This is a genomic window from Natrarchaeobius halalkaliphilus (assembly GCF_003841485.1).
GTDB lineage: Archaea > Halobacteriota > Halobacteria > Halobacteriales > Natrialbaceae > Natrarchaeobius > Natrarchaeobius halalkaliphilus.
Window position 1 is genome coordinate 338,700 of sequence record NZ_REFY01000003.1, and the last position, 13,724, is coordinate 352,423.

The following is a 13,724-nucleotide window of genomic DNA, read 5'->3' on the forward strand; positions in this document are numbered from 1 at the left end:
ATGGTAGTCGATGACGTGACACGACAAATATCTTGCGCTGACCGTTTCCGCCAGCCGTCCCACAGAAATCCCTCCAGCTGTCCCACGGACGTTTCTCCGATTGGTCCTCAGAATTCGGTCGCACGCGTGGAGACCAGAACCCATATGTCCCGTTCAACTGTACTGATTCTCGATGCCTCGAATCATCTCGACCGACGACGCACCGGCCGCGGTCGGCGCGTACAGTCAGGGAACGACGAACGGCCAGCTCGTGTTCACGGCGGGTCAGATACCGGCGACGCCCGACGGCGAGATTCTGGCCGATGAACCGATCGGAACGCAGACCGAACGATCACTCGAGAACGTCGAAGCCGTTCTCGAGGCGGAAGGGGTCGGACTCGAGAACGTCCTCAAAGTCACCGTCTTTCTCGACGATATCGACGATTTCGAGGAGATGAACGACGTCTACAGCGAGTACTTCGAGTCCGATCCACCGGCTCGAAGCGCACTCGAGGTTGCAAACCTGCCGAAAGGAGTCGGAATCGAAATCGAAGCGATCGCAGCACACGAGTAACGAAGATTCGCGTTTCGGGCGCGAGAACGCCTTTCGGCCGCGATTGTCGTCGTTTTACGGAATCACTCCAGAGCGCTCAGATCGTGTGAATCGCGCCGCCGCCGATGTCGAGTGCGGCCTCCTCGATTCCTTCGGAAAGCGTTGGATGGGCGTACACCGCCGCGGTGAGTTCGGAGACGGTGAGCTCGTTCGCGACTGCGAGGCCGATGGTCGCGACGAGTTCCGAGGCTTCCGGGCCGACGATCTGGCCGCCGAGGATTCGTTCGGACGAGTTATCCGCGACTATCCGGATGAAGCCGTCGCCGGCGTTCGACGTCAGGGCACGGCCGTTCGCCCGGAACGGGAACGTACCCGTTACGGGATCGTGGCCTCGATCGGCGGCGGCCGCTCCCGTGAGTCCGACGGTCGCGATCTCCGGATCGGTAAAGACGACGGACGGAATCGCGGCCGCCGCTCCGATCGGCTCGCCGGTCGCGATCGACTCGACGACCAGCGTCCCCTCTTCGCTCGCTGCGTGTGCGAGCAACGGTTCGCCGGCGACGTCTCCGATCGCGAACACGCGGTCGTTCGACGTCTCGAAGCGATTCGGCCCCTCGACGAATCCGTTCGAATCGAGATCGATACCCGCGTTCTCGAGGGCCAGCGAGTCGGTGACGGGTTCGCGACCGACGGCAACCAACACGGCGTCACCGGCGATCGAGTCGGCTCCGTCGTCCGGCGGTCCGTCTCCGATCGTATCGAGATCCACCCGGACGGAGCCGTCCTGGCGCTGGGTCCAGCCCGCCGCGGCTCGTTCGAACACGAAGTCGATTCCGAGGTCAGCCGCGTTGCGCTCGACCGGCTCGGTCAGCTCCTCGTCGTATCTGGGCAACATTCCCTCGAGCGCTTCGACGACGGTCACGTCCACGCCGAGTTTCGCAACGGCCATCGAGAGCTCCATTCCGATGTAGCCCGCCCCGACCACGACGAGTCGATCCGGCAGCTCGGCGAGTTCGAGTGCCTGTTTGGCGTCCAGTATCGGCTCGTCTTCGTAGGAAAAGCCCGGTAGCTCGATCGCACGACTTCCCGTCGCGACGATCGCCCGGTCGAAGCGGATCCGCTCGTCGTCGCCGTCCGCTCCAGCGACCGAGACGGATTTCTCGTCCTCGAACGTCGCCTCGCCCTCGAGGAGCGTGACGTCGTTTCGATCACAGAGCATCTCGACGCCTTTGGTCAGTCGACGGACGTTTCGGTCCTTCCACCGACGGATCTCCGTGACGTCCACGCTGACGTCGGCGTGGACGCCGATCCGGTCGGCCTCTCGAGCGGTGTTCGCGACGTCGGCCGCGTGAATAATCGCCTTCGAGGGGATACAGCCGTGATTGAGACAGGTTCCCCCGGCGCTGTTTCGCTCGACGAGCGTCACGTCGAGGCCCAGTTGTCCGGCTCGAATCGCGGCGACGTAGCCGGCCGGCCCAGCGCCGATAACGAGCAGTTCCGTCTCGGTCGTCGGTGTCGTACTGTTCGGTGTCATACTATCGTTCGGTTACTCATCCGTCTCGATCGGATGGTCGGAGAGCCACCGTGTCGAAGGTTCCAGGACAACGGGTTTCGTTCCCCGAGGTTCCCGGGATAACGGGTTGTGGCTCTCGGACAACCCGTTGCGTGTTCGTCCGGCGATTCGACGAGCGGTGACCGTCTCGAAACGGTCTCGTAGGGACTGTTGCAAATCGTTTCCGGAGAAACCACGGACGAGTCGTGGCTTCACCGGTAAACCGTAACAACGTTCCCGATCAGCTATCGTCCAGTTGCTGCCAGGAGAGACGCGGGTTCCGGGCCGCGCTCGTCTGGTCGATCCGGCCCGCCGACGTCTGTCGTGGCGCGTTCTCGAGTTCCGAGACGTCGTCGGTACTGGCCGCGGCGAAGGCATCGGCCAGCTGATCGAGCGTCGCTTTGCTCTCGGCTTCGGTCGGCTCGGTCATGAGCGCCTCGGTGACGTTCTCGGGCCACTTCGTCGTCGGCGGGTGAACGCCGTAATCGAGCATTCGCTTGGCGAAATCCGCGGCGTCCCTGTCGCCCGCGCTGGCGACGAACTCGTGGTGGAACGGCTCGAAGGGAATCTCGAGGTCGATCTGCGAGGCGAGGTAGTTCGCGTTGAGCACGGCCTTGGCGCTCGCGTCGCGAAGTCCGTCCCCGCCGAGACGTCTGATGTAAGCGTGGGCCTTGAGCAGGACGAGCCAGTTGCCCATCGCGCCGTGGACCTTTCCGATCGTCTCGTCGGGTTCGAATAGCTCGTATTCGCCGTCGTTCTCGCGAACCTGCGGCGTGGGGAGGAACGGCGCGAGCCGTTCGCAGACGCCGACTGGACCCGCGCCGGGACCGCCGCCGCCGTGGGGCGTCGCGAACGTCTTGTGAACGTTGTAGTGCATGATGTCGAAGCCCATGTCGCCGGGTCGAGCGCGTCCGAGCAGCGCGTTCAGGTTCGCGCCGTCGTAGTACATCAGGCCGCCGGCGTCGTGGACGATCGTCGCAATCTCCTCGATGTTTCGCTCGAAGAGTCCGAGCGTGTTCGGGTTCGTCAGCATGAGCGCGGCGGTCGACTCCCCGACGGCAGCCGACAGCGCCTCGAGATCGACCCGTCCGTCCTCGTTTTCGGGCAGTTCGACGACGTCGTAGCCGGCCATCGCGGCGCTTGCGAAGTTGGTCCCGTGTGCGCTCGTGGGGACGATCACTTCCGATCGGTGATCGCCCTCGTCGTTGGCTTCGTGATAGGCCTTCGCGACGAGAATGCCGGCGAATTCGCCTGCGGCACCCGCGGGCGGCTGGAGCGTGACGGCGTCCATGCCGCCGATTCGTCCGAGGTACTCCTGAAGTTCGTGGTAGATCTGGAGCGTCCCCTGGACGCTGTCTTCCTCGCGGTCCGGGTGGACCGCAGCCGACGGTAGCGACGCGACGTCCTCGGTGAACTTCGGATTGTACTTCATCGTACAGGAGCCGAGTGGGTACGGCCCGCTGTCGATTCCGTAGTTCATCTGTGAGAGTCGCGTGTAGTGACGCGCCAGTTCCGGCTCGGAGAGTTCGGGTAACTCGAGTGAGTCCCGCGTGAGGTGGTCGGGGAGGTCGGTGCCGTCCACCTCGACGGTATCCATGTTTCGCTCGGAGAGCAGGGGCTCATAGCCCGCTGAATCGCTGTCGTTCCAGATCGTCTGGGTGTGGTGTTGCATTAGCTGAGCACCTCCTCGAAGGCCGCGGTCAGTTCGTCGATCCGATGTTCGTTGACGTCGCTGACACAGAGCTGGATCGTCCCTTCGTCTATCGCGTGAACCGCGAACCCGTCGGCCGAAAGCGCCTCGACGACGGCGTCCGCGTCGTCGACGTGCGCCCGGAACTCTCGGAAGTGATGTCGATCGCGAACGGGAGCGGAGACGCCGTCGATTTCGTCGAGCCTGGTCGCGGTCCGTTCGGCCAGGTTGTGACACTGCTCTGCCAGCGACACGAGCCCGGACGGCCCGAGCGAGGCGGCGTGAATCGACGTCCGCAGGGCGACCCAGGCCTGGTTGGTACAGATGTTGCTCGTGGCTCGCTCACGACGGATGTGCTGTTCGCGCGTCTGGAGCGTCAGCGTGAACGCGCGGTTGCCGTCGGCGTCTTCTGATGCGCCGACAAGTCGCCCCGGTACCTGCCGGAGGTACTCTTTGCGGCAGGCAAACAGGCCGAGTCCCATACCGTAGCTCGCCGGCATGCCGAGAACGCTCGCGTCACCGATCACGACGTCGACGCCGACCGACGCCGGCGACCGCAAGAGCGAGAGCGCCACGGGGTCGGAGCCCAGGCAGAACATCGCGTCGTGGTCGTCGACGAGGCCGCCGATCTCTTCTAGGTGTTCTTCGATGACGCCCTCGGTCGTCGGACTCTCGAGGTAGGCCATCACCACGTCGTCGTCGATGGCTCGCTCGATGGCGTCCGGTGTCGTCACACCCTCTTCAGTTCGAACCTCCTCGACGGTGAGGCCCGCACCTTCGACGTAGTTCTCGAGGACGTCCCGCCGTTCCGAACGGAGGTAGTCGGGCACGAGGACGCGAGAGCCGCTCGTCGATCGAACGCGATCGGCCAGCGTCGCGGCCTCACCGAGTGCCGTCGAGGCGTCGTACATCGAGCAGTTCGCGATCTCGAGGCCCGTCAGTTCGACGAGCATGGACTGGTACTCGAAGAGCACCTGGAGAAATCCCTGCGTGACCTCCGGCTGATACTGCGTGTACGACGTGATGAACTCGGATCTGAGCGAGATGTGGTCGACGAGCGAGGGGATGTGATGCGAGTAGTGTCCCCTGCCGAGAAACTCGACGGCGTCGTCGTTCCGAGCGAGCGTTTCCGTCAGTTCGCGGGTGACGGTCTGTTCGGTGGCTGCGTCGATGTCGAACTCGCCGTCGAATCGTATCGAAGCGTCGATGTCGAACAACTCGTCGGCATCGTCGACGCCGACGGCCTCGAGCATCGCCTCCACCTCGTCGTCGGTGTGGGGCGCAAACGGCGTCCCCTTCCGCTCGTCGTCTGTGCGTGTCATGGTCGTGAGTTCAAGATTTCCGCTCATCGTCTTCAGATCTGCTCGCTGTACTCGTCCGCATCGAGCAGGTGATCGACGGTGTCAGTCGTCTCGAGTTCGATCATCCAGCCGTCTCCGAACGGGTCCTCGTTGATCAGTTCGGGCCGGTCGATGATCTCGTCGTTCGTTTCGGTGACCGTTCCTGCCACGGGAACGTAGACGTCCGAAACGGCCTTGATACTCTCGACGAGTCCGAACTCGTCACCGCGTTCTAGGGTCTCTCCCTCCGATGGGAGCTCGACGAAGACGATGTCACCCAGTTCGTCCTGTGCGAAGTCCGTAATACCGATACGGACCGCGCCGTCTCCTTCGTCCACCCATTCGTGTGATTCTTCGTACAGCAGTTCGTCGGGAATCGTAAATTCCATTCTTAGTCCTCCGTGGTCTCTGGTTCGAGCGATTCCAGGAATCGCTGATCGATGATCGTTGCCTCGACGGTTCTATTCCTGACTTCGACGTCGACCGACGTGCCCTCGTCGGCGTACGACGAATCGACGTATCCGAGCGCGATCGGCCGTTCGAACGTCGGACTCAGCGTCCCGCTCGTGACGTGACCGATCTCGTTACCGTCGACTTCGATCGGATAGCCGGTTCGGGCGATCGATCGTCCCTCGACGCGAAGGCCGACCAGCGTCTCGTCGACGCCGTTTTCGTTCTGTTCGCGCAGGGATTCCTGTCCGACGAACTCCGGCTTCTCGAGGTCGACGACGAACCCGAGTCCGGCCTCGAGCGGTGTTCGGGGTTCGGTCTCCGGATCGAAGTCCTGGCCGGACAGCAACAGTCCGGCCTCGAGTCGAAGCGTGTTCCGAGCGCCGAGCCCGCAGGGTTGAACGCCGTCGAACGCGTTCCAGACCGCGGTCGATTCTGCGGACGGGAAGAAGATTTCGACCCCGTCCTCGCCGGTGTATCCGGTTCGTGCGACGAGACAGTCCACGCCGTCGATCTCCGTGCGCATCGAGGAAAACCTGGAGAGATCCGCAACCGAACCCGTGCCAATCGAATCGACCGTCTCGATGGCGCCGGGGCCCTGGATAGCGACCAGTCCCGTCTCCATCGTCCGATCCTCGACGGTGACCGACAGCTCGCGTCTCGAGGCCGTTGAAGACCATCGATCGACCATCTGTGTCCCGTGGCCCGCGTTCGGAACGAACAGATAGCCCTCCCGATCGGGGTATCGATAGATGACGATGTCATCGATAATGACGCCGTCACTGTCGAGAATGCACGAATACTGTGCGTCGCCGTCCTCCAGCGTTCGAACGTCGTTCGTCGTCAGGATATTCATCAGTTCGGTCGCATCCGGTCCACTGACCGAGACCTCGCTCATGTGACTGACGTCGAAGATTCCGACCGCGTTCCGGACGGCAGCATGCTCGGTTCGAATAGAGTCGAACGTGACTGGCATCTCCCACCCGCCGAAGTCGGTGAAGTCCGCTCCAGCGGACTGATGAACCTGCGAAAGTGGCGGCTTTTGTAACGACACATCTACTTCATACCGGTAGCCGATTAAATAGATTTCCCTGTGTGCGAGATATGGGACGGTCACCACGGTGTCCCACTGATCGACGGAAGTCATCGCGGGCTACTGGCCGTCAGTACATCAGCCGACCGCACGGCCCACGCGCGGGCGAACACTCACCCCATCGGTTCAGTACCACCCCATCGGTTCAGTACCACCCCATCGGTTCAGTACCCGCATTCGGAATTCAGTACTCGCCCTCGCCACAGGTGCGCACGTCGTATCCCATCTCTCGAATCGACTCGACGATTCGCTCCGTCTGATCGGATCCACTCGTCTCGATTCGAAACTGGAGATACGCGTCCCCGACGTCCAGGTCTTTGGCCGAGCGTTCGTGACTCACGTCGGAAATGTTCGCGCCGTGGTCGCCAATGGCCTCCGAAATCCGGTTCATCTCTCCCGGTTGGTCGACGATCTGGACCCGCAACCGGACGAGTTGGTCTCGGTGTGTGAGTCCGTGCGTGAGTACCGTCTGAAGATCGGTCATGCTCAGATTGCCACCACAGAGCAGCGGGACGACGACCTCTCCCTCGACGTCTAGCTGACCACTACGGAGCGCTGCCACGGAGATCGCCCCTGCCCCTTCGACCATCTGTTTGGTTCGCTCGAGCAAGAACAACACGCTCTCTGCGATTTCGGTATCCGTAACGGTGATGACGTCGTCGACGTACTCCGTGATGAGCTGGTAGGTCAGATCGGAGATTCCGCCGGTCGCGATCCCGTCTGCGATCGTCTGTACCGACTCTCGAGTCCGTGGAGCACCCGCTTCGAGGCTCTCTGGAACGGTCGCGGCTCCGTCGGCCTGAACGCCGATTATTCGGGTTTCCGGCGAACGCTCACCGATCGCGGTCGCGATTCCGCCGATCAGTCCGCCGCCACCGATCGGGACGATCACGGTATCGACGTCTGGAACCTGCTCGATGATCTCCAGCCCGAGCGTTCCCTGTCCGGCGACGATGTCCGGATCGTCGTAGGCGTGGACGAAGACGCTATCGTCGTCGGCGATCGACTTCGCATAGCCCATCGCGTCGCGAAACGTCTTTCCGTGAAGGTCGACCGTCCCACCGTACCCCTTCGTTGCGTCGATCTTCGCTTGCGGTGCGTTCTTCGGCATCACGATCGTCGAGTCCAGACCGGCTTTCGTCGCGGCGAGTGCAACACCCTGTGCGTGGTTTCCCGCACTCGCCGCGATGACGTCCGTCCGGTCGGTGCCGGACTCGGTGAGCTTCGTCAGCTTGTTGTACGCACCTCGCGTCTTGAACGAACCGGTTCGCTGGAGGTGTTCCATCTTGAGCCGAACGTCCGCTCCGACCTCCGAATCGAGCGTTCGACTCGTCTCGATCGGCGTCACGCGAACGACGTCGTCGTCGTCACATCGGTTCTGAGCCCGTCGAATGTCGGATATAGTCACGGTCATATCTCTGAGTTACTCGCAGTTGTACACCATCCCAGTGGGCCGCCCGAGCGTGGGATCTGGCGCGGTTCACACCGACCGCCCACCAGTCCTCGTTCGAGGTGTTCCTCTGGAGGATATCCCCTCAGTCCTATTATAGCTACGGGTACGATAGCCATCGCAGGCGAGGGGACGCGCGATCCACGAGCGCTGCGACCAGCCGATAAACCGTCGTGATCGCCAGTGTAGCTCAGTCTCGGAGCCGTCCGCCCTCGATCGAACCGACCGAACACGCGTTATTCCCACAATAGGGAAACTATTTGATCGACGAATATGATTCCCCAAGGAGATAGTTAATAAATACGGTGTAGAATTGATTGCCGACCAGTGAATGACTATTATCCAGAAAGAGTGGATATTTCACGAAATAGCAAACCTATTCTGCGCTATCGTACTATTCATTCATATTAGTAATCCCCACAATCGGAACCGGGCTCCGGTGACGATCTCGAGTCCTCGAGTTCAGGTAACTTTATAGGAGAGATTATCCACACTAGAGCTATGAGCGCCACCGACGGTGGGGACACGCGAAAGACCACGAAAACTTCACTCGCCGTAGTCGAGGCAATCAACGAACTCGATGGCGCGACGCTGTCGGAACTGGCGGATCACACCGGTCTCGCGACCAGTACGCTGCATACCCATCTCCGAACGCTCGAGGAGACGGAGTACGTCACTCGGATCGACAATACTTATCAGCTCGGGTTGAAACTTTTCTACCTTGGGGAAAACGCCCGGCGGCGGGACTCGAGATACACCCTGGCGAAAGAGAAAGCGTTCCGGCTGGCAAATCAGGTGAGCGAGGAGGTGAACTTCGCGGTCGAGGAGTACGGTCGGTCGATCATGCTGTTCGACGAGACGCCGTCGCCGTCGGATACCGGCTTTCAGGTCGGTCGGTACTTCCACATGCACAGTTCTGCCAGCGGGAAAGCGATGCTCGCTGAGTATTCCGAACAGCGCGTCGACGAGATTATCGACAAGTGGGGGTTGCCGAAGTACACCGAGAACACGATTACCGACATAGACGAACTCCGGGGCGAACTCGAGACGATCCGGGAGCAGGGGTATGCGGTAAATCAACAGGAGGAACTGGAAGGTCTTCATTCGGTCGCGATGGTGATCAACAACCCCGACGGCTCGGTGTTTGGCTCGCTGGACGTTTCGGGGCCGCCGTACCGGCTGCCGGAAGACCACGAAATCGCAGCCCAGCTTCAGCCGGTCGTCGAGGAACTCGAATCCGAGCTGGAAGACGCCGGTTGACTGCGGCCCGCGAGTGTCACTCGAGCGCGTCAGTATACAACCGTACATTCGTAATAGAAGCAACGAGCACCGATCGTGTTCCGATAGAATCACGCATACATATTTACTCAACAGGTATTATATATATGTTATATCTTGCGCATCCCCATCGCTCGATACCGGAGACCGAGACCGTGAAATGTGATGTGAACTACTCAGAACTGATGGTACAAAAGAAGTCCAAATCGCGTTTAATGCATCGTGTTATTGAGATACAAGCTTCAGTCACGATAATATCCCGTCAATCGTCCATATATTTCTCGAGTTCGCGTACCGTCCTCGTGGTTTGGCGATTCTACAGCACACGTGTGTTCGATCTCGTAAGGTCTATAACAGCCGTTCCAGGCGGTATGTCCGTCTTATGGAACTACGACTCCAACAGACGGTGGCTGAACAAAGTGGCGTGGATCGGTTCCGCTGGAATACCATCAGCCTGGAACTCCTCGTTCCGAACCGTCATATCGATCGAACGTGGGCGATCGAGATCAAGTCTAAATAAATAGGAATTCCCAATAATATCTGAATTATTATCATTATACGGGCTGATTGGTCTCAGTATACACAGTCAGTTCTTCGACGGTTTCCTCGTATACGCGTCGGCGTGACAAAAAGCGGACCCGCACTCGAGCGATCTCAGTTGGTCGTGATGACTTCGATCACGTCGCGCGGTTCGACCTCGTAGTCCTTCCCCAACTGTCGGTTGGATCGACAGTCGATGGCGTGGAGGAAGCCGTCACCGATGTCAGAGTGGAGGCTGTAGGCGAAATCCTCGGCGGTAGCGTTCGGCGGGACCAGATAACAGTCGGGGAGGACCTCGCCGCGTTCGTTTCCGAGCCCGTTCGCGCCGCCGGGGAACACCGGTTTCACGCCCAGAACGTCGAACAAGGCCGTCTCGAGGGCCGCCTGGACGCCGGTCGCGCCGTACGTCGCGAGGAACTCTCGGATTTGCTCGAGTCCCTGGGTCTGTTCGCCCGAAACGTCGCCCGTAATCTCGAAGTCCGAATCGCCGGGCCGGTAGTCGACGACGCCGGCCTTGTCGGCGGATTTCAGTGCCTTCTCGGCGTGGGCGCTACAGGGGACGATCGTCAGGTGATCGTAGTCGGAGTCGGACGTGATCTCCTCGTAGTTTTCCTGGGCCTCGGTCGTGTCCATCTTGTTTGCGGCGATCACCATCGGCTTGGTTTCGGTTCGAATTTCCCGGGCGAGGGCGAGTTTCGCCTCCGGGTCCCACTCCTCGGGGTCGAAGCCGACGTCGGTTCGACGGATGAGGCGCTTGATCTCGTCTTCGTTCGTCTTGAAGGCGCTCATCTGCGTTGCGAGTTCCTCCTCGATGGCGTCGTCTTCGGTGGTGTAACCCGACTCGTAGCGTTCGATCCCTTTCTCTAAGACGCCGAGGTACCACTGGTCGAGTTCTTCCTCCAGAAAGGCGATATCGTCGCGCGGATCGTGATCCTCGGTTGGTTCACCCTCGAGATCGGTTTCACCGGAAAAGTCGACGACGTGAATGAGAACGTCGGTTTCGTTCAGATCCGAGAGGAACTGGTTTCCGAGGCCGTTCCCTTCGTGTGCGCCGGGGATTAACCCGGCGACGTCGACGAGTTTCGTGGGGACGAATCGGGTGCCGTCGTCGCAGTAGCCGACGTTCGGCGTACACTGCTCGTCGAACTCGGGCGCTGCACACTCGACGCGGACGTAGGCCTCACCGACGCTGGGATCGATCGTCGTGAACGGGTAGGCCCCTTCGGGAACGTCGTTCATCGTCGCCGCATTGAAAAAGGAGGACTTGCCGACGGACGGTTTGCCGACGAGTCCGATTCGATGACTCATTGCTCACGTTCTGCGAGGGGGACCTATACGGGTTACTGTCTTCGCCTCCAGTGCGGCGTGTTCACTCCCCACGCTCGGATTCGAACGGAGGGCGCGGACGAATTCGCTCTATAATCTATCGACCCTCCGTACTGTAATCAGATCGTGACAGTCAGGCGGACGTATTTATAACAGTTCGTGGAGGTACCGGTATGGACTCGAACGGTGATCCAACTCCCGGATCGGTCGTCGCGGGGCTACACCCTCGTTTCGCAGCCGGTGGCCGCGAACACGTCAGCGAGAACGAAGACTCGAGCGACGAACTCGATGCCGGCGTCGTCCGCTGTGGAACGTGCGGATCGACGATCGGGCTACGAGAGTATCGACTGACCGTGATCGTTAGCGAGGACTCGACAGCGATCGAACACCACTACTGCAGCGACACCTGTCTTCCCGACCGGGGAGAGAGTGAGCGAGCGGACCGATCGTCGTCGTCAGAGGACTGGTCGTACTGTCGGTAATCCCGCGGAGCTGATCGGTCGTCGGGGTCCGTGAAACCGGCCGACAGCCGCGATCGGCGCGCTATCCAACGATCGCGCTCCAGCTCCAGCCGGCGATGGCGATGACGACGACAGCGAGGATCGCGAACACGCCCCACTGTTGTCCCTCCGTCCCAACTACCGGGGCGAAGAGATCGACGAGTCCCGTCGCCTGCAGTAGTCCGACGGCGAGCAACAGCGCCGCCAGTATCGAGACGACGGCGATGGCGATCCAGTTGCGGGCCATCCAGCGCCCCTCGCGCTCGGCTTCTTCTCTGTCCGTGGTCGGTTTCTCGGTCGGCTCTCGATCTGGTTCGGACATGCAAAGAGCTAGCGGGGAAGCGGAGGAAACGGTTCTACCTGCAGGTTCCGGCCGCGGGGTCTCGGTCGCACACTCGACTCGGCTACGATTTCAGTACTTGTAGTCGCCAGGGGAGAGATCGAGAGCGTCGTAAAATTCCCGATCGATTCGGTCGCGTTCGGAGAGCCAGTCCTCGAAGGTCGAACGCTCTTCCGGATAGGCTTCGTACTGGTTTTCGTACGCAGAGACGTAGGTCCGCGTCGTTCTGACGGAGCGAACGGCCTCGTATAGCTCACCCGTGCCCACGTCGAGCGCGTCGAAGCTGCCCCTCCGATACTCCGAAACGAAATTCTTGAGGACCCCGGTCCCCACGAGGGCCTTGCTTTTGAGACTGTCCACTTTCGTGGAGGTGCCGACGATTTCCCGAAGCTCCCGTTCGGGAAGCAACGCGGTGACGGCCCGGAGAACGTTCACCTCGATGGAACTCGCGGCGACGTTGTAGGCGTCCCACGAGGCGAGTTTCGCCGCCTCTCCGTGTTCGCGGTACAGAAAGCGATTGTGCTCCCAGAGCCCGCTCTCGGAGACGTCCCCGTCTTCGATGGCCTGTGCGGCTGCGCGCCCGGCGGAGTACCCCGAGTACGCCGCGCCGCGGATTCCTTTGCCCGTGATCGGATGCGTCGTCCCCGCCGCGCCGCCCGCGGCCAGGTAGCCGGGAGCGACCATCGAATCCAGCGGCCGACGAAGCGCGATCGCCGCCCCAAGCTTGTTTTTCCTCTCGAACCGGTCGGAGACCGTTGCATCCTGGTATTCGGGCCGGTTTTCGATGTCGCGGCGCAGGCGGTCCGCGAGCGGGATCGGCTCCGTGTTCATCTGGAAGCCAAGGCCGACGTTGATTTCCGTCGGCGTACGCGGGAAGTACCAGATGTACCCCATCCGTTCTAGGGGTTTGCCGACGATGGCGTTGTGATACTCCACCGGTTTTTCAGTCTCGATGATTTCGCGGTAGGCCGACCCGAAGTGTGTGTAGTGGGGCACCTCGAACGTCGGATCACCGGACGTATCGAGTCCCTCGAAATCGATCATGTCCTGCAGGATCGACTGTGCGCCTGCGGCGTCGATCAACACGTCACACTCGTAGCTCACCGGATCGCCGTTTCGAATCGCGTCGACTCCGGTGACGCGATCGGTCTGGATCACCTCGTTGACCACCGTATCGTAGTGTTGCTCTGCTCCCCGGTCGGCCGCCTGCTCAAGAAGGCGCTGCCCGAACTCGTAGCGATCGATGACGTTGCTCCCCGTCTCGTAGGGCAGTACCTTCCGCACGCCGAGTTCCTCGTCCCAAAACTCGATCTGATCGATGTTGTTGTCGACGAGGACGGACTCGTCGCCTGCGATCGCGTCCATGTCGATCGGACCGGGATAGTTCTTCGGATTCCGAGGGCTCTTCATCGCGTCGCCACAGGCGATAAAACCACCCTCCTCGCGGGGTTTTCGCTCGAGTTGGACGACGTCGATTCCCTCGGCCGCCGCCGTTGCCGCCGCGAAACAGCCCGCTACCCCTCCCCCGACGACGACCACGCCGTACTGATTGCGCACCATTGGGTACCGATCGTGTTTTGGGAAATACGGAACGTAACTCTTGCTCTTGGGGTGGTACCCCCGCAGTGAGTCG

The 13,724-nt window shown here is 61.1% G+C and carries 12 protein-coding genes; 3 read left to right on the forward strand and 9 right to left on the reverse strand.

Features of this window, described 5'->3' with window-relative positions; translation table 11 throughout:
- Window positions 1–172: 172 nt before the first annotated feature.
- The gene (locus EA462_RS08615; protein ID WP_124178160.1) at window positions 173–553 is read left to right on the forward strand and encodes a Rid family detoxifying hydrolase; all 381 of its coding nucleotides are present in this window, start codon (window positions 173–175) and stop codon (window positions 551–553) included.
- 76 nt (window positions 554–629) lie between these two features.
- Here the strand turns inward: EA462_RS08615 and lpdA are convergent, their stop codons facing one another.
- The 6 genes from lpdA to ilvA form a co-directional block, all read right to left on the reverse strand.
- Window positions 630–2,066: a dihydrolipoyl dehydrogenase gene (gene lpdA, locus EA462_RS08620; RefSeq protein WP_124178161.1), complete on the reverse strand. Its 1,437-nt coding sequence runs from the start codon at window positions 2,064–2,066 to the stop codon at window positions 630–632.
- 259 nt (window positions 2,067–2,325) lie between these two features.
- Window positions 2,326–3,756, reverse strand: a complete 1,431-nt coding sequence (gene gcvPB, locus EA462_RS08625; RefSeq protein ID WP_124178162.1) for an aminomethyl-transferring glycine dehydrogenase subunit GcvPB — start codon at window positions 3,754–3,756, stop codon at window positions 2,326–2,328.
- A complete protein-coding gene (gene gcvPA / locus EA462_RS08630; RefSeq protein WP_124178163.1) occupies window positions 3,756–5,096 on the reverse strand; it encodes an aminomethyl-transferring glycine dehydrogenase subunit GcvPA in 1,341 nt (446 codons plus the stop codon). The genes gcvPB and gcvPA overlap by 1 nt, the downstream gene beginning before the upstream one ends.
- A gap of 32 nt (window positions 5,097–5,128) precedes the next feature.
- Window positions 5,129–5,503 carry a glycine cleavage system protein GcvH gene (gcvH, locus tag EA462_RS08635; RefSeq protein ID WP_124178164.1) on the reverse strand — a complete coding sequence of 125 codons (375 nt, stop codon included), beginning with the start codon at window positions 5,501–5,503 and terminating at the stop codon, window positions 5,129–5,131.
- 2 nt (window positions 5,504–5,505) lie between these two features.
- Complete coding sequence (gene gcvT, locus EA462_RS08640; RefSeq protein ID WP_124178165.1) at window positions 5,506–6,618, reverse strand: glycine cleavage system aminomethyltransferase GcvT; 1,113 nt, start codon at window positions 6,616–6,618, stop codon at window positions 5,506–5,508.
- 223 nt (window positions 6,619–6,841) lie between these two features.
- The gene (gene ilvA, locus EA462_RS08645; protein ID WP_124178166.1) at window positions 6,842–8,071 is read right to left on the reverse strand and encodes a threonine ammonia-lyase; all 1,230 of its coding nucleotides are present in this window, start codon (window positions 8,069–8,071) and stop codon (window positions 6,842–6,844) included.
- Window positions 8,072–8,608: 537 nt separating this feature from the next.
- Between ilvA and EA462_RS08650 the strand changes: the two genes are divergently transcribed.
- Complete coding sequence (locus EA462_RS08650) at window positions 8,609–9,367, forward strand: IclR family transcriptional regulator (protein WP_124178167.1); 759 nt, start codon at window positions 8,609–8,611, stop codon at window positions 9,365–9,367.
- Between the two features lie 672 nt (window positions 9,368–10,039).
- On the opposite strand, the gene EA462_RS08655 is transcribed toward EA462_RS08650, so the two are convergent.
- On the reverse strand, window positions 10,040–11,233 hold the full coding sequence (locus tag EA462_RS08655; RefSeq protein ID WP_124178168.1) for a redox-regulated ATPase YchF: 1,194 nt from the start codon (window positions 11,231–11,233) through the stop codon (window positions 10,040–10,042).
- 191 nt (window positions 11,234–11,424) lie between these two features.
- Between EA462_RS08655 and EA462_RS08660 the strand changes: the two genes are divergently transcribed.
- Complete coding sequence (locus EA462_RS08660) at window positions 11,425–11,733, forward strand: DUF7576 family protein (protein ID WP_124178169.1); 309 nt, start codon at window positions 11,425–11,427, stop codon at window positions 11,731–11,733.
- Between the two features lie 61 nt (window positions 11,734–11,794).
- Here the strand turns inward: EA462_RS08660 and EA462_RS08665 are convergent, their stop codons facing one another.
- Both EA462_RS08665 and EA462_RS08670 read right to left on the reverse strand, forming a co-directional pair.
- Complete coding sequence (locus tag EA462_RS08665) at window positions 11,795–12,073, reverse strand: hypothetical protein (protein ID WP_124178170.1); 279 nt, start codon at window positions 12,071–12,073, stop codon at window positions 11,795–11,797.
- A gap of 90 nt (window positions 12,074–12,163) precedes the next feature.
- Complete coding sequence (locus EA462_RS08670) at window positions 12,164–13,651, reverse strand: geranylgeranyl reductase family protein (protein WP_124178171.1); 1,488 nt, start codon at window positions 13,649–13,651, stop codon at window positions 12,164–12,166.
- Window positions 13,652–13,724: the final 73 nt, after the last annotated feature.